A 15583-nucleotide genomic window follows, 5' to 3' on the forward strand; every position below is an offset into this window, starting at 1 on the left:
CCTACCTTACGCCTGCCTTTCGGGCGGGTGCAAAGCAGGTGCCGGTTCGGTAATGGACGTCACCCTCCGGGCTGGGTGCTGGGGGGTGGGGTGCTGGTGCCGGGTGCTGCGGTCTTGGCTGCTTCGTAGGCCTTGGCGGCTGCGTCGAGGGCTGCGAGTGCGGCGCCTTGGTCGGTGAAGTTGCCGGATTGCTGGGCGGCTTTGAGTTTGGCGAGGGCCGATTGGATGTCGGCGACCGCCCGGTCGAGGGCCGCGTTGCCGCCGCCGTTGTTCGGGGGTGGCGTGGTGGTGGGGTTGGTGGAGCTGGCCGGCGGGTTCGTGGTGGGCTGCCCGGCTTGGGGTGGTGTGGTGGTGGCTTCGCCGGTGCCGGGGCCGAAGACCTGGTCGAGGGCTTCCTGGAGGGTGGCGCCGTAGCCGACCTTGGGTCCGTAGGAGACGAGGACGCGGGCCAGCTGCGGGTAGCTGTTCTGGTTGCGCTGCCGGATGTAGACGGGTTCGACGTAGAGGAAGCCGTCGGCGACCGGGAGCGTGATCAGGTTGCCGTAGATGGGGGTGACGTTGGGGTTGTTGAACAGGGTGCGGTCCTGGGCGACGCGGGAGTCGCTCTGGAACCGGTTCTGGACTTGGACCGGGCCGTCGACCTGGGTGGCTCCGGTGGCCGCGCTGGGTAGCTGGAGGACGCGGATCTTGCCGTAGTCGGCGGGGTCGGAGGACACCGACATCCAGGACGCGAGGTATTGGCGTTGGAGGCCGGTCAGGGAGCTGGTCAGCTGGAACGTCGGCTTGGTCTGGCCGGGGGTGTCGGCGAGGACGTAGTAGCCGGGCTGGTTGGCCGCGCCGGCGGCCGCCGGGTTGGAGCCGCCTTCGGCGGTCGGGTCCTGCGGGACGCTCCAGAAGGCCTGCTGCGAGTAGAACTCCTGCGGGTTGCTGACGTGGTAGCGCGACAGCAGTTCACGCTGGATCTTGAAGAGGTCCTCGGGGTAGCGGAAGTGGGCGCGCAGGTCCGGGGAGATCTCGGAGCTGGGCTTCACGAGCCCGGGGAAGACCTTCTCCCAGGCGTCGAGGACCGGTTCCTTGTCGTCGATCGAGTACAGCGTGACTGTGCCGTTGAAGGCGTCGACGGTGGCCTTGACCGAGTTGCGGATGTAGTTGATGGAGCTGTTGGCCTGCCGGGCGACGCCGGTGAGGGAGTCGTTGGTGGCCGCGCCGAGCTGGGTCTGCTGGGCGTACGGGAAGTTGTTGAGCGTGGTGTAGCCGTCGATGATCCACTGGATCTTGCCGTCGACGACCGCCGGGTACGGGTCGCCGTCGAGGGTCAGCCAGGGCGCGACCTTGCTGACGCGGTCGCGCGGGTCGCGGTTGTACATGATCTTGGAGTTGTCGCCGATGGCGTCGGAGAACAGGATGTTGCGTTCGCCGTACTCGGCGGCGAAGGCGAGGCGGTTGAACAGGTTGTCGATGGGGACGCCGCCGGTGCCCTGGTAGGTGTAGCGGTCGGTCGCGGTGTCGTACTCGCCGGGGGCGTTGCCGGAGGTGCCGCCGACGATGGCGTAGTCGGATTCCGCGGCGGACAGCTCGCCGTAGTAGATGCGGGGTTCCTTGACCTGGATGCCTTGCTGGCCGGGCGCGGGCGCGCCGGCGCCTGCCGGGTTCTGCGTGTCGCTGGTCGTGGCGATCGGGTAGCCGCCGTCGGAGTTGGCGTCCTTGACCGCGCGGTCGATCGTGTTGGCCGGCGCGACGACGAAGCCGTTGCCGTGGGTGTAGACGAGGTGCTTGTTGATCCAGCTGGTCTGGTTGCCGGTAAGGCCCTCGGTCTTGATCTCCTTGGCGGCGACGATGTAGTCCTGCGTCACGCCGCCGACGGTGTAGCGGTCGATGTCGAGCTTGGCCGGGAAGCCGTAGAAGTTCTCGCGGCCGACGCGCTGGGTGAAGGTGTCGGAGAGGATGTTCGGGTCGAGCAGCCGGATGTTCGACATCGTCCCGGTGTCGCTCTTGATCTGGTCCGGGGTGGCGTCCGACTTGCCGGTGTAGGGCTGGTACTGGACGTCGGTGAGGCCGTAGGCGCGGCGGGTGGCGTCCATGTTGCGCTGGATGGACGTCGCTTCCTTCTCGTTCGCGTTGGGCTTCACCGAGAACTGGTCGAGGATGGCGGGCCAGGCGACGCCGACGAGGATGCCGGACAGGATCAGCAGCACGAGCGAAATGGCCGGCAGCTGCAGGTTGCGCAGGAAGGCGCCGGCGAAGAACGCGATCGCGCAGATCGTCGAGATGCACAGCAGGATCAGCTTGGCGGGCAGCACCGCGTTGAGGTCGGTGTAGGTGGCGCCGATGAACAGCGGGGCACCGCGGTCGGACAGCAGCAGGTTGTAGCGGTCGAAGAAGTACTCGACGGCCTTCAGCAGCACGAAGAGGCCGACGGTGATGGCGAGCTGCGCGCGGGTCGGGCCGGCGAGCTGGCCGCCCTTGCCGGCCAGCCGGATGCCGCCGAAGACGTAGTGCGAGATCAGCGCGCCGAAGAAGGAGACGACGACGGTGATGAACAGCCAGCCGAGGAGCCAGTTGTAGAACGGCAGGCTGAAGGCGTAGAAGCCGACGTCCTTGCCGAACTCGGGGTCGGTCTGGCCGAACGAGGTGCCGTTGAGGAACAGCTGCACGACCTGCCAGTCGCCCTGGGCGGAGAGGCCGGCGATGAGGCCGGTGAGCACCGGGATGCCGATGCCGAAGAGGCGGATCCGGGCGACGATCGCCGAGCGGTAGCGCGCCAGCGGGTCGTCGGCGCCGGAGATCGGCACGAACACCGGGCGGGTGCGGTAGGCGATCATCAGGCTCACCGCCAGCGCCCCGCCGACGAGCAGGCCGACGGCGAAGAACAGGATGATCCGGGTCACCACCTGCGTGGTGAACACCGACCGTGCGCCGACTTCGCCGAACCACAGCCAGTCGACGTACGTGTCGAGGAGGCGGGCTCCGAGCAACAGCGCCAGCACGATCACCGCGGCGATGATGAGGAGGATCCGGCTTCGCCGGGACAGCTTCGGCAGGCTCACCGGGGGCCGAGTCGCCACGGCACACGCTCCTGTCTTCGTCAATACTCGAGCAGGGGCGCGTGCGCCCCCTGATTCCCTAACTCTACGGATGCCCGGTGAAGTTCCCGGGACCCGCCCAAACCGGACTCGCGGCGGCTCCGCCCCGGCCGACCTGACACGATGTGCGCATGGCAGCGAACGAAGCGCGACAGGCCGGCGTGGCCGCGCTCGCCCGTGAGATCGAGGAGTTCATGGCCGCGGGCGGCTGGGACCAGCCGCCGCAGCTGTTCGCGCTGGTGCCGACGGCGGCGCTGCTGGACGAGCAGCCGGAGCTGGCCGGCCAGCTGGACCGGGCGAACCCGCTGACGCCGGTGGCGCAGGAAGCGCTGCCCGAGGGCGACCTGGCCGAGGCGCTGGGCCGGATCGCCTGGCCCGACCTCGTCATCGGGTGCGCCCTCGCCCAGGAGATCATCGTGCTGCCGCCGGGCTCGGAGTCGGAGCTGCCGGACGTCGCCGAGGCGGACGCCGACAGCCTCCGCCGCGCGGCGGCCGACCACCCGCAGCGCACGGAGGCCCGCCTGGTGGCGGCCGTCCTGCGCGATGGCGAGGGCGCCTGCGTGATGCGGCTGCGCGGAGCGGGCACGGACGAGACGATCGACGAGATCGTGGAAAGCCCCGACCTGGCGCCGAACCTGGTCGAAGCGCTGAAGGCCACGCTGCTGCCCTAGCAGGCGGCCGTCGGGCGTCCCGCCTTCAGGTTGGCCAGCTGGGCGAGCGCGTCGTCCAGTGTGGACACCTTGATGAGGTTGAGCCCGGCGGGTGCGGTGGTCTTGGCCTCGGCGCAGTTGTGCGCGGGCACCAGGAAGTCGGTGGCGCCTGCTTCGCGGGCGCCGACGACCTTGAACGAGATTCCCCCGATCGGGCCGACCTCGCCGGTCTCGGTGATCTCGCCGGTGCCGGCGATGTGCCGCCCGCCCGCGATGTCGTCGCCCTTGAGCCGGTCGATGATGGCGAGGGTGAACATCAGCCCGGCCGACGGGCCGCCGACGTCTTGCAGCGAGATGTTGACGGTGAACGGCACGTCGGCGCGGTCGACAGCGGTGAGGCCGATGAAGCCTTCCTTGCGGTCGGGGCGCGCGGCGAGGGTGAGCGGCACGGTCCGCTCGGGCTGGCCGTCGGACTGGAAGGTGATCTGGACGGTCTGGCCGGGCAGGGTGCCGGCGAGCGCGGCCCGCACGTCGGCGGCCTCGACGATCTTCTTGCCGTTGACGGTGATCAGCTTGTCGCCGGGCGAGAGCACGTGGTCGGCCGGGCTGCCGGAGACGATCTGCTTCGCCACCACCTTGATCGGGTTGCCGAGCTTGCGCAGGGCGGCGACCTGCGCGTTCGTCTGCGAGTCCTGCAGCTGCTGGATGTTCTCCTGCTTGACCTGCTCGTTCGTCTCGCCCGGCTTGAAGTACTCCTCGCGCGGGGCGAGCGCGTAGCGGCCGCTCGCCCAGAAGCCGAGGCCCTGGAAGAGGGTGACGCCGTCGTGCAGGGAGACGGTCGTCATCCGCAGCTCGCCGGTGGTCGGGTGGGTCTCGTGCCCGGTGACCTGGATGACCGGGTTGCCCGCGGCGTCGCGACCGAGCGTGTCGTAGGTCGGGCCGGGGCTGATGGCCACGAACGGCACCGGCACGACCGAGCCGAGCACCACGAAGATCAGGAACAGCGAGCCGCTGACCACCAGTGTCCAGCCACGGCGGGTCATCCGGCGGTCGTCGCCCGCCGGCTCCGGCGCCGGTTCCGGGGCGCGCTTCGCGGGGGCGGTCTCCTCGGAGGACTTGGTCACGACCGACAGCGTACGGTGACCGCGTTCGCTTCCCGGTGAAGGCCACGGTTGACGCGCTCGGCGCGCCCCGACCCGCGTACGGTGGACACATGAGCAAACCCCCGTTCGGCTTCGGGCCTTCCGATCCCGACAAACGAGGTGAGAACGAGCCTCCGGAGCCCTCCGGCGCCGAGGCCTTCAACCAGCTCGGGCAGATGCTGAGCCAGCTGGGCCAGATGCTCAGCCAGGCCGGCAGCTCCAGCGGGCCGGTGAACTACGACCTCGCCAAGCAGATCGCCCTCCAGACGCTGGGCAGTGCCGGCAACACCGGCGAGAGCAAGCTCGGCTTCCGCGGCGGAGACGACGCGAACGCCGCGGTCCGCGACGCGGCCCACCTGGCCGAGCTGTGGCTCGACGCGGCCACGGTGTTCCCGGCCGGCGCGACGTCGACGGTCGCCTGGTCGCCGCGGTCCTGGGTGGAGAAGACGCTGCCGACGTGGCAGCGGCTGTGCGACCCCGTCGCCCAGCAGGTTTCCGGCGCCTGGATGCAGGCCCTGCCGGAGGAGGCGAAGCAGGCCGCGGGCCCGCTGCTCCAGATGATGGGGCAGATGGGCGGGATGGCGTTCGGCTCCCAGCTCGGCAACGCGCTGGCCCAGCTGGCGTCGGAGATGCTGACGTCGACGGAGATCGGCCTGCCGCTGGCCCCGGCCGGCACGTCGGCGCTGCTGCCGGCGAACATCGAGAAGTTCGCCGAGGGCCTCGAGCTGCCGAACAGCGAGATCCTGGTGTTCCTGGCCGCCCGCGAGGCGGCGCACCAGCGCCTGTTCACGCACGTGCCGTGGCTGCGGCAGCGCCTGCTGGCGACGGTCGAGGAGTTCGCCCACGGGATTTCGGTGGACACGTCCGCACTGGAGTCACTGGCGGGCCGCATCGACCCGTCGAACCCGGCGAGCATCGAAGAGGCGATGTCCTCGGGGCTGCTGGAGCCCCAGACGACGGAGGAGCAGAAGGCGGCGCTGCGTCGCCTCGAGACCCTTCTTGCCCTGGTCGAGGGCTGGGTGGACGTCACGGTGGCCGAAGCGGTCGGCGACCGCCTGCCGGGAGCGGACGCGCTGCGCGAGACGCTGCGCCGCCGCCGCGCCACGGGCGGCCCGGCGGAGCAGACGTTCGCGACGCTGGTGGGCCTGGAGCTGCGCCCCCGCCGCATGAGGGACGCATCGAACCTGTGGAAGCTGGTGGGCGACCGCCACGGCCTCGAGAAGCGCGACGGCCTCTGGTCCCACCCGGACCTGATGCCGACGGCGGAGGACCTGGACGAGCCGATCGACTTCGCCGACCGCGTGGGCTCGGCGGGTTCGATCGACGACCTGGACCCGATCGCCGAGCTGGAGCGCACGGAGCAGGCCGAGCGTTCGGAGCGCGAGAAGAAGGACGAACCGCCGTCGGAAGAGGGCGGCAAGCAGTCTTGAGCTGCTGAGTCTCGGAAGGCCGGTGCCCCGCGAGCGCGGAGCACCGGCTTTCTGCAGTTCAGCAGTGTCCCGGCGACGAAGGCCACCTGGCTCGCAGTGCCATGAAAGACCCGTTCACTGCGTCCGACGTCATGAAAGAGTCGTTCATGACATCCGGCGAGGCACTGGCTCCGGAACCAGCCGGGGCAACCCACCCGAGAGCAGGTCACCCCGGCCACCCGTCACCCGCTCAGTCCTCGGTGGAGATCCCCCACCCGGCCGCGGCCGACAACCCCTCCAGGTACCCGATCGCCCGCTCGGTCTTCGGGTACCGCTGCACCAGCGCCCAGAAGGCCGCGTCGTGCCCGGGCTCCCGCAGGTGCGCCAGCTCGTGCACCAGCACGTAGTCCAGCACCCACGGAGGCACCTTCCGCAGCCGTTCGCTGACCCGGATGGTCGCGTCGACCGGCGTGCAGGACGCCCACCGCGTGCGCATCGGCGGCACCCAGCGGACGCTCGCCGGCACCGCGGTGCCGCCCAGGTACTTGCCCGACAGCAGCGCGCAGCGCGCGAGCAGGGCTTCGTCCGACGTCTTCGGGGACGCCGGCCGACGTGGTTCCGAGCGCTGCAGCTTGCGCTCCATCTCGGCGACCCAGTGTTTCTCCTCCGCCCTGGTCATCCGCGCGGGGATGAGCACGACGAGCGTGTCGTCGTTCCAATACGCGGTGACCGTCCGGTGCCGGCGCTGGCTGCGCCGCACTTCGACCTTGTGTCCGGGTGTGTCCGACGGGGGGTTCGTTTCCCCCCGGCCTCTCAGTGAGGGCATCCGTGCTTCGACCACCCGACAACGGTAAGGCCAGGCACCGACAACTCCGAGCGCCTTGAGGTCACAGACCCGAGTTGTCCACAGCCGGTTCCACTTGTGGACAACTCGGCCCTTCCGGCGCCTTCCGCGGCCTTCCCGTCGCCGCCGGGTGCCATCCTGCGGACATGATCCTCGACACCGCGGACATGCCACCGGTCGTGCTGCCGGCCCACCCTGCCCTGCTCCCGGGCCTCACCGTGCTCGAACGCGGCCCGCGCGAGATCCAGATCGGGCTCGACCCGCGCCACGGCGTGATCGTCGAAAACCTCTCCCCGCACCTCACCGCGAAGCTGCGCGCCCTCGACGGCAGCAAGCCCGTCGAACGGCTGTTGCTCGCGGAGAGCGAACACCGCGACCAGTTGCGCACCCTGCTGCGGCAGCTGACCGCGCTCGGCCTGGTCACCGACGCCGGCCGGCCCGACGGCCCGGGCTTCCGCGGCGAGCCGGGCCTCTGGTCGCTGCGGGCCCGCCACCACCAGCCGGCCATGGCGGCGCGGCGGCGCGCCGCCGCGGTTTCCGTGCACGGCGACGGCCGGGTGGCGGTGGCGGCCGCCGTCCTGCTGGCCAACGCCGGCATCGGCCACGTCGAGCTGCAGGTACCCGGCACGGTCACCGAACACGACCTCGGTTCGGGCTGCACCGACGCCGACCTCGGCCGGCCCCGGCGCCAGGCCCTCGCCGACCTGCTCCGCCGGGTCGATCCCGAGGTCCGCGTCACCCGCCTGCACGACCGCCACCCGGACCTGGCCCTGCTCACCGACGCCGTCGTCCCCGCGCCCGAGCTCGTCGCCGAGCTGATGGCGGACGGCGTGCCACACCTGGCGGCACGCATCCGCGACGGCACGGCCATCGTCGGGCCGCTGGTGGTGCCGGGCCGCAGCTCGTGCCTACGCTGCGCCGACCTGCACCGCACGGAGCTCGACCCGTGCTGGCCGCGCGTCGCCGGGCAGCTCGCCGGCCGGCACCAGCGGCCCGACCTCGGCGCGGTCCACTCCTGCGCGTCGCTGGCCGTCGCCCAGGCCATGCGGCTGCTCTCGCCCGGCGCGCCGGCCCCACCGGTGTGGAACGCCACCCTCGAGATCGACGCCTTCGCCGGCCGCATCCGCCACCGCGCCTGGCCGCCGCACCCGAGGTGCGGCTGCGGCGCGCGGGAGGTGATCCAGGCGACGTAGCCCACGAAGACGTCGCTCGCAGGCTGCGCGCCGCCGAGGCCGCAAGGCAGAATCGCCGGTGTGACCGACTTCCGCGACCCAGCCGATCGTGACACCGCGATGCCGCGCAAGGGTGCCGCCCGTACCGCCAAACTCGCCAGTCTCCCGCTCGGCATCGCCGGTCGCGCGGTCGGCGGCTGGGGCAAGCGGCTCGCGGGGCAGAGTGCGGAGCAGGTGAACGCGACGCTGTCGGCGAAGGCCGCGGAGCAGCTGTTCGAGGTGCTCGGCACGCTCAAGGGCGGCGCGATGAAGTTCGGCCAGGCGCTGAGCGTGTTCGAGGCGGCGGTCCCGGACGACATGGCGAAGCCGTACCGCGAAGCGCTGACGAAGCTGCAGGCCGCCGCGCCGCCGATGTCGGTCCGCCAGACCCACCGGGTGCTCGCCGAGCAGCTGGGCCGGACCTGGACCAGCCGGTTCGCGTCGTTCGACGACGAACCGGCGGCGGCCGCGAGCATCGGCCAGGTGCACCGCGCGGTCTGGCACGACGGCCGCACGGTCGCGGTCAAGGTGCAGTACCCGGGCGCCGACGAGGCCCTGCGCAGCGACCTGCGGCAGCTGCAGCGGTTCAGCAGGCTGTTCCAGGCGTTCGTGCCCGGCACCGAGGTCAAGCCGCTGCTGGCCGAGCTCGCCGAGCGGATGAACGAGGAGCTCGACTACCAGGCCGAGGCCCAGCACCAGCGCGCCTTCGCGAAGGCGTTCGACGGCGATCCCGGCATCCTGGTGCCGCGGGTGGTGGCCAGCGCGCCGAAGGTCGTCGTCACGGAGTGGGCGCAAGGCACGCCGCTGTCGAAAGTGATCGCGGACGGCGACCGCGAGACCCGGAACCTGGCGGGCCGGCTGCTGGCGGAGTTCCACTACTCGTCGCCGGAGCGCGTCCACCTGCTGCATTCCGACCCGCACCCGGGCAACTTCATGATCACCGAAGACGACAGGCTGTGCGTCATCGACTTCGGCGGCGTCGCCCGGCTGCCCGAGGGCATCCCGCGGCACCTGGGCGAGATGACGCGGCTGGCTCTCGACGGCGAGTCGGCCGGGCTGATGCGCCTGCTGCGGGAGAACCGGTTCATCCGGCCGGACAGCGACCTGACGGCGGACGAGGTGCTCGCCTACCTGGCGCCGTTCACCGAGCCGCTGGCGGCGCCGACGTTCCACTTCACCCGCCGCTGGATGCAGAAGCAGGCCGGGCGGGTCGGCGACAGCCGCGGCAACGACTTCCGGGTCGGGCGGATGCTGAACCTGCCGCCCGAGTACCTGATGATCCACCGGGTGACGGCGGGGTCGACGGGCATCCTCTGCCAGCTCGACGCGGAGATCCCGGCCCGCGGCATCGTGGAGCGCTGGCAGCCGGGGTTCGCCGGCTGAAGTTGTCCACAGGTGGGGGCGCGAACGGCCGGAAACGGCGGAGTTGTCCACAGCTGGGGCGGACGGGGTTCCACCCGGTTGGCCGAGCCGCCATGCTCGGAGCATGACAGCTACTCAATGCACTGACCCGCTCGCCCTTCGTAATCCCGGTGGGGGCGAGGTGATGACCCTCGAACAGCTACGCCGGGCGGGGGTGTCCAACCGAAGAACCCGGCGGCTCTGCGGTCCCGGTGGGCCGTGGCGCCGCCTGCACCCCGGTGTCGTCCTGCTGCGCAACACGGCCCCGACGCGGCAGCAGCTGCTGCACGCCGCGCTGGTCCGCTACGGGCCGGGGGTGGTGATCACCGGGGCCGACGCCCTGCAGGCCCACGGCGTCAAGTGCCCGGCGCCGGATGACATCCAGCTGCTGGTGCCCGACCACTGCCGGGTGGTGGCGTGCGAAGGGGTCCGCCTGGCGCGAACGGCCCGATTACCGGAGCCGGTGCTGGTCGACGGCCTGCCGTTCGCCCCGCCGGCTCGCGCGACGCTGGACCTGGCCCGGTCCGAACCCGACCCGGCTCGCATCCACCGGCTGCTGACGCTGCCGCTCTACTGGGGCCTGTGCGACCGGCAGGAGCTGCTGACGGAGCTCGAAGAGGGTCCCCAACGCGGCACGGCGACGGTCCGCAAGGTGCTCCGCGAGCTCGACGAGGGCCCGATCCAGGCTCACGGCCTGGCGGCGCGGGTGCTGGACCTGGTCCCGCTCCCCCCGCCGAGCTGGGACCTGACGATCTGCGACCGCCGCGGCCGCCGCCTCGGCGAGGCCGACGCCTGGTGGGACGAGATCGGCCTGGCCTGGCAGTACCGCTGCAGCCCCGGCCACGGCGGCGGCTTCAGCCACCTGGCGCTGGCGGCGACGGGAATCGTCCTGGTCCGCTGCACGGTGCGGCAGCTGCGCCAGGTCCCCGGGCAGGTGGCCCAGGAGCTGGCCAGGGCATTCGGCGACGCCTCCCGCACGCCCCGCCCCAAGGTCAGAGCGGTCCCGCTGACACCAACCGGAGACGCCGCCTGACCCAACCCCGGCCCCACCCGGCGAGTCGACCCCGCAATCACGCGAGATGCGCCTCCAATCACGCGAGATACGGCTCCAATCACGCGAGTGACGCCGTCAATCACACCGAAGCAGGAGAGCGATGATCACCAGTACTCGTCCGGCAGCTTGCCTTCGATGTCGCGCACGTGCTGACGCGCGCACTCCGGGCACAGCCACCGCACCACGCCCCGCTCACGGGTGGAAACCCACGCGAGCGCCGTAGCCGGATCGTCGTCGGCGGAGCGGGTGCGGCCACAGCGTGTGCACGCCACCGGTTCCGGCGCGCTCACCGCGACCGTCCACTGTGGATCACCTTGGCGCCGAGCAGGTAGAGGTCGTCGCGGTGGCCGAGGAAGTCCGGGCTCTGCGGGTCGGTCAGCACGGCCACGGCGGCGCGGTCGTCGGCGTCGAGCCACTCCCCGGCCGAGTCCGCGAACCACCCGACGCGGTGCACCACGTACTCGCGCAGGAGGTCCGAGCCCGGCATCGGGTGGTCGATGAGCGCGCCGAACGACTCGACGTCCTCGAGGCCGGCTTCGCGCAGTGCGCGCGGCCAGCCGTAGGGCATGGCGACGCTGCCCGGGATCCCGGCCCGCATCCGCGCGAACCACGACGCCCGCGCGGCGAGCAGCCGCTGCTCCAGCCCGGGCCTGCCGACGCCGAGCTCCCACGGAAGGCACCGCATCTCGAGCCCGCCCTCGGAGATGGCGAGCACCCCGCCCGGACGCAGCAGCCCGGCGAGCGTGCGCAGCGTGGCCTGCTGGTCACCGACGTGGTGCACCACGCCGGAAGCCCACACGAGATCGGCACCGGGCACGGCCAGCGTCGGATCGGTGAGGTCCCCGAGCAGGCTGACGACCTCGACGGAATCGCCGGCCGCCTCGACGACGGCCCGTTCGGCCTCGGCGAGCAGCTTCGGAGTGGCATCGACGAGCACGACCGTGCCCCCGCCGGCCCGGCCGAGCTCACGCGCGAAAAGCACGCTCATCCCTCCGGCCCCGCACCCGACGTCGACAACGGCCGGCCGGTCGGCGACCGAGCCGAGCAGCCGCCGCGCGACGGGCGCGAGCGCCTCGGCATCGAGGGCGTCGGCCATGCGCAACTGAGCCAGGCGGTCCGCCCAGTCGATGTCATCGTGGCTGTGTCCGGACATCACCCCATTCAACACCGAGAAATCCCGAAGGAGGCCCCGACGATCCGAGCGACACGGGCAGGAACCACACGCACGACGCGCCCGTGCGCGCCCTCGAACGCGCGGTCAACCGCACCGGCGACGCAATCCGACGTGCACGCAGCCGCCGCCGACCCCGGCGGCACGGGTTTCAGCCACCACGCCGGCGGCGCCAGCCCGCGCACACGGCAACCGCCCCGCACACGGCAACCGCCCCGCACACCGAGCCGGCGCGGCCCCACCTGCCGACCCAGGCGGCCAAGCGCAAGGCCCCCACCACCCGGAGAGGGGTGGCAGGGGCCCTGTGCTCAGTTCTGTTCCTGGTACCGCTCCGCCCGGCGGGCAGCCCACCGGGCCACTCGCGTCCAGCGGCGGACCGCACGCGCGCCTCCTCGGGCGCGCTGGGCGCGGACGCCCTCTTCCAGGTCCCGTATTCGGGCCCTCGACAGTTCTTCGTAAAGCAACATCTCGCTGATCTCCTCGATCTCGGTCTTCGTCAGCTGCAGCTGTTCGCTGCGGGGGTGGGCTTCGTAATCCCTCGTGGTGACCGGCTCGACGCTCATGCGGCGGCGCTCCGGTGGTCGCCGCCGGCCTTGGCCGCGGCGGGCTCGACAGCGGCGTTCTTGCGCGGACGGCCACGGGGCCGCTTGCGGGCGATCACCGCGCCGCGCTCGAAGATCTCGCCGCCCCATACGCCCCACGGCTCGCGACGAGCCAGGGCGCCGGCCAGGCAGGCCTCGCGGACCGGGCAGTCCGCGCACTGCGCCTTGGCGCGCTCGAGCTCGGCCGGGGACTCCGCGAACCAGAGGTCCGCGTCGCCCGAACGGCAGGGCAGCGCGACGTCGGGGACGGCGATCGGGTCGAGCAGGTCGGTGAATATTGCCTCACCGGAGGTGTAGGCGATGGCCGAAGACATGGGGGTTCCTCCTTGTGCCGTACGGGTTTTCGGTTGGGTGCTGGAGCTGGGCAACGCTGGTTCCTCTTGGGTTGTGCAGCCAAAAACACGAAGGCCGCGGATCCGGGTTATCCGGTTCCGCGGCCTTCGTGAGCCTTGAGTCCTGACTAGGTCAGGAACTTCGCTCCCGTATCGACAACGGAACACGGAACTGCTTGATGGTCGGCAGATCGGCCTGCGGGTACGCGGCGAGAACGCCCTGCGTCCCGAAGACGACGACACCGGTGGCCCAACGACGCGAGACGCGCCGCGTGCCACGGATCTCGTGAGCGCTCGCGAACACACCGGTGCCCGGGCGCTGAGCAGCCGCAACTTCCGCGGCGCAGGACAGACGGGTGCCCGGGTTCGTGAGCGTCATGTTGATGGTCATTTCACCGGCACCTCCTTCTGTACTCTGCACACGCGGCCGCCGAGCGGCGCTCTCGTAGATCCCCAGTCGAGCCCTTCGGGCTCGGTACTGGCAGGTTATTGCTCCGCACCACACCGAGGCAACTTAATTAACCGGAAAATCCTCGAAGTTACGAAGATCGCCCCTGAGCAGCGGGTTCGCCGCGTCGATCATGGTTCGGACGCGGTCAAGACCCCGTCGAGGCCCGGACGACGCCGAGGATCTCCGCGCCGAAGCGCTCGAGCTTCGTCGCGCCGATGCCGGAGATCGACACCAGTGCCGCCTCGTCGGCCGGGCGCTGCTCGGCGATGGCCGTCAGCGTCGCGTCCGTGAAGACGACGAACGCCGGCACCTTGAGCTCGCGGGCCCGGTCGGCGCGCCACGACTTCAGCCGCTCCAGCAGGTCCTCATCCACTGTGGACGGGCAGCGGCCGCAGCGGCCCAGCTTGACGTCGAGCGTCTCCAGCAGGGGCCCGCCGCACACCCGGCAGCGCGTCTTGACCGGCGTCGACGGCTTCTGCTGCTGGGACCGGGCGACGCGCGCGGCCGGGTGGTCCTCCGGGACCAGGCCGTAGAGGAACCGGCTGCGGCGCCGGTTGCGCCGCGCGCCCGGCGTGCGGGCCAGCGCCCAGGACAGCCACAGGTGCTCGCGGGCCCGGGTGACGCCGACGTAGAACAGCCGCCGTTCCTCCTCGATCGCCGCTTCGTCGTCGCCGGCGTGGAGGATCGGCATCGTGCCCTCGGCGAGGCCGACGAGGAACACCGCGTCCCACTCCAGGCCCTTGGCCGCGTGCAGCGACGCCAGCGTCACGCCCTCGACCGTCGGCGGGTGCTGGGCCGCGGCGCGCTGGTCGAGCTCGGCGCAGAAGCGCGGCAGGTCCGCGTCCGCGACCGTCGCCGCGAGCTCCTCCGCCAGCTCGACGATCGCCAGGAGGGCGTCCCAGCGCTCCTTCGCCGCGCCGCCGGCGGGCGGCGACTCGGTCAGGCCGACCCGCGCGAGCACCGAACGGACCGTCGTGACCAGGTCGGAGCTGCCGTCGCCGCTCGCCGCCCGCAGTGCGGACATGGCCTGCCGGACCTCCGTCCGGTTGAAGAACCGCTCGCCGCCGCGGACCAGGTACGGGATGCCGGCGTCGGCCAGCGCCGACTCGTAGGCCTCGGACTGGGCGTTCACCCGGTAGAGGATCGCGATCTCGCTCGCCGAGACGCCGCCGTCGAGCAGGTCGCGGACCCGGCGGGCGACGGCCTCGGCCTCGACCGCCTCGTCGTCGAACTCGGCGAAGCGCGGCTCCGGCCCCGGCGGCCGCTGGCCGATCAGCTTCAGCCGCGAGCCCGCCGGCCGGCCCCGTGCCGCGCCGATCACCCGGTTGGCCAGCGCGACGACCTCGGGCGTCGACCGGTAGTCCCGCTCGAGGCGGACGACGGTGGCGTCCGGGTAGCGCCGGGTGAACTCGAGCAGCGGCCGCGGCGACGCGCCGCCGAAGGAGTAGATGGTCTGGTTGGCGTCGCCGACGACGGTCAGGTCGTCGCGGCCGCCGAGCCACGCGTCGAGCAGGCGCTGCTGCAGCGGGGTGACGTCCTGGTACTCGTCGACGACGAAGCAGCGGTAGCGGTCCCGGAACTCCTCGGCGACGGCGCCGTGCTCCTCGAGCACCGCGGTCGTGTGCAGCAGGAGGTCGTCGAAGTCGAGCACCTGCGCGGCGTTCTTCAGTTCTTCGTACGTGCGGTAAACCTCGGCGACCTGCGCCGCCGGGGCCGGGATGTCGCGCTGGGCGCGCGCGGTGACGGCCGGGTAGTCGTCCGGGCTGATCAGCGACGCCTTCGCCCACTCGATCTCGCTCGCCAGGTCGCGCAGGACCTCGACCTCGGTGCCGAGCTTGGCCCGGTTCGCGGCCTGGCCGACGTAGCGCAGCTTGTTCTCCAGCAGGTCCCACGGCCGGTCGCCGACCACGCGCGGCCAGAAGTAGCGGAGCTGGCGGCGGGCGGCGGCGTGGAACGTCAGGGCCTGCGCCGCGTCGACGCCGAGGCCGCGCAGCCGGGTCCGCATCTCCCCCGCGGCGCGCGTCGTGAACGTGACGGCGAGGACCTGACCGGCGGAAACGTGCCCGGACCGGACCAAGTGGGCGATCCGGTGGGTGATCGTGCGCGTCTTGCCCGTGCCGGCGCCGGCCAGCACGCAGACCGGCCCCCGCGGGGCACTGGCGGCGGCGCGCTGCTCGGGGTCGAGGCCATCGAGCAGACGGTTCAGGCTCCTGGGTGAAAGTACGCCGGTCAC

General features: G+C 71.8%; 14 protein-coding genes. 5 read left to right on the forward strand and 9 right to left on the reverse strand.

Annotation, left to right across the window (positions count from 1 at the left end; genetic code table 11):
- Positions 1 to 59: 59 nt before the first annotated feature.
- Positions 60 to 3065: a UPF0182 family protein gene (locus BLW76_RS02410; protein ID WP_091304214.1), complete on the reverse strand. Its 3006-nt coding sequence runs from the start codon at positions 3063 to 3065 to the stop codon at positions 60 to 62.
- 149 nt (positions 3066 to 3214) lie between these two features.
- Here BLW76_RS02410 and BLW76_RS02415 point away from each other — a divergent pair, with 149 nt between their 5' ends.
- Entirely contained in the window at positions 3215 to 3754 is a 540-nt protein-coding gene (locus tag BLW76_RS02415; protein WP_091304215.1) for a PPA1309 family protein, read from the forward strand.
- Here the strand turns inward: BLW76_RS02415 and BLW76_RS02420 are convergent.
- Positions 3751 to 4755 (reverse strand): YlbL family protein, encoded by a 1005-nt coding sequence (locus tag BLW76_RS02420; RefSeq protein ID WP_208613210.1) that lies wholly within the window; start codon positions 4753 to 4755, stop codon positions 3751 to 3753. The genes BLW76_RS02415 and BLW76_RS02420 overlap by 4 nt on opposite strands.
- A 191-nt stretch (positions 4756 to 4946) precedes the next feature.
- Between BLW76_RS02420 and BLW76_RS02425 the strand changes: the two genes are divergently transcribed.
- Positions 4947 to 6305 (forward strand): zinc-dependent metalloprotease, encoded by a 1359-nt coding sequence (locus BLW76_RS02425; RefSeq protein WP_167384434.1) that lies wholly within the window; start codon positions 4947 to 4949, stop codon positions 6303 to 6305.
- Positions 6306 to 6534: 229 nt separating this feature from the next.
- Here BLW76_RS02425 and BLW76_RS02430 read toward each other — a convergent pair whose 3' ends face one another.
- Positions 6535 to 7044 carry a M48 metallopeptidase family protein gene (locus BLW76_RS02430; RefSeq protein WP_013223146.1) on the reverse strand — a complete coding sequence of 170 codons (510 nt, stop codon included), beginning with the start codon at positions 7042 to 7044 and terminating at the stop codon, positions 6535 to 6537.
- 230 nt (positions 7045 to 7274) lie between these two features.
- On the opposite strand from BLW76_RS02430, the gene BLW76_RS02435 reads away from it, so the two are divergent.
- The 3 genes from BLW76_RS02435 (at position 7275) to BLW76_RS02445 (ending at position 10773) form a co-directional block, all read left to right on the forward strand.
- Positions 7275 to 8321, forward strand: a complete 1047-nt coding sequence (locus BLW76_RS02435) for a ThiF family adenylyltransferase (protein ID WP_091304218.1) — start codon at positions 7275 to 7277, stop codon at positions 8319 to 8321.
- 60 nt (positions 8322 to 8381) lie between these two features.
- On the forward strand, positions 8382 to 9722 hold the full coding sequence (locus BLW76_RS02440) for an ABC1 kinase family protein (RefSeq protein WP_091304219.1): 1341 nt from the start codon (positions 8382 to 8384) through the stop codon (positions 9720 to 9722).
- Positions 9723 to 9885: 163 nt separating this feature from the next.
- Positions 9886 to 10773, forward strand: coding sequence for a hypothetical protein (locus tag BLW76_RS02445; RefSeq protein WP_091304220.1), 888 nt, complete (start codon positions 9886 to 9888; stop codon positions 10771 to 10773).
- A 125-nt stretch (positions 10774 to 10898) separates the two neighbouring features.
- Here the strand turns inward: BLW76_RS02445 and BLW76_RS02450 are convergent, their stop codons facing one another.
- The 6 genes from BLW76_RS02450 to BLW76_RS02475 form a co-directional block, all read right to left on the reverse strand.
- Positions 10899 to 11084, reverse strand: a complete 186-nt coding sequence (locus tag BLW76_RS02450; protein WP_091304221.1) for a hypothetical protein — start codon at positions 11082 to 11084, stop codon at positions 10899 to 10901.
- Complete coding sequence (locus BLW76_RS02455) at positions 11081 to 11947, reverse strand: class I SAM-dependent methyltransferase (RefSeq protein ID WP_167384435.1); 867 nt, start codon at positions 11945 to 11947, stop codon at positions 11081 to 11083. Before BLW76_RS02455 ends, BLW76_RS02450 begins: the two co-directional genes overlap by 4 nt.
- A gap of 326 nt (positions 11948 to 12273) precedes the next feature.
- On the reverse strand, positions 12274 to 12528 hold the full coding sequence (locus BLW76_RS02460) for a hypothetical protein (RefSeq protein WP_091304223.1): 255 nt from the start codon (positions 12526 to 12528) through the stop codon (positions 12274 to 12276).
- The gene (locus BLW76_RS02465) at positions 12525 to 12881 is read right to left on the reverse strand and encodes a WhiB family transcriptional regulator (protein WP_091304224.1); all 357 of its coding nucleotides are present in this window, start codon (positions 12879 to 12881) and stop codon (positions 12525 to 12527) included. Before BLW76_RS02465 ends, BLW76_RS02460 begins: the two co-directional genes overlap by 4 nt.
- Before the next feature lie 151 nt (positions 12882 to 13032).
- Complete coding sequence (locus BLW76_RS02470) at positions 13033 to 13290, reverse strand: hypothetical protein (RefSeq protein WP_091304225.1); 258 nt, start codon at positions 13288 to 13290, stop codon at positions 13033 to 13035.
- A gap of 205 nt (positions 13291 to 13495) precedes the next feature.
- Complete coding sequence (locus tag BLW76_RS02475) at positions 13496 to 15583, reverse strand: ATP-dependent DNA helicase UvrD2 (RefSeq protein WP_091304226.1); 2088 nt, start codon at positions 15581 to 15583, stop codon at positions 13496 to 13498.

The sequence above is a fragment of the Amycolatopsis tolypomycina genome (genome assembly GCF_900105945.1).
Lineage (GTDB): Bacteria > Actinomycetota > Actinomycetes > Mycobacteriales > Pseudonocardiaceae > Amycolatopsis > Amycolatopsis tolypomycina.

What these genes read in the sequence shown, in the direction of transcription:
- BLW76_RS02415 (WP_091304215.1), top strand. Translation starts at nt 3,215, where the DNA reads ATGGCAGCGAACGAAGCGCGACAGGCCGGCGTGGCCGCGCTCGCCCGT.
- BLW76_RS02425 (WP_167384434.1), top strand. Translation starts at nt 4,947, where the DNA reads ATGAGCAAACCCCCGTTCGGCTTCGGGCCTTCCGATCCCGACAAACGA.
- BLW76_RS02435 (WP_091304218.1), top strand. Translation starts at nt 7,275, where the DNA reads ATGATCCTCGACACCGCGGACATGCCACCGGTCGTGCTGCCGGCCCAC.
- BLW76_RS02445 (WP_091304220.1), top strand. Translation starts at nt 9,886, where the DNA reads ATGACCCTCGAACAGCTACGCCGGGCGGGGGTGTCCAACCGAAGAACC.
- BLW76_RS02455 (WP_167384435.1), bottom strand. Translation starts at nt 11,947, where the DNA reads ATGTCCGGACACAGCCACGATGACATCGACTGGGCGGACCGCCTGGCT.
- BLW76_RS02460 (WP_091304223.1), bottom strand. Translation starts at nt 12,528, where the DNA reads ATGAGCGTCGAGCCGGTCACCACGAGGGATTACGAAGCCCACCCCCGC.
- BLW76_RS02465 (WP_091304224.1), bottom strand. Translation starts at nt 12,881, where the DNA reads ATGTCTTCGGCCATCGCCTACACCTCCGGTGAGGCAATATTCACCGAC.
- BLW76_RS02470 (WP_091304225.1), bottom strand. Translation starts at nt 13,290, where the DNA reads ATGACCATCAACATGACGCTCACGAACCCGGGCACCCGTCTGTCCTGC.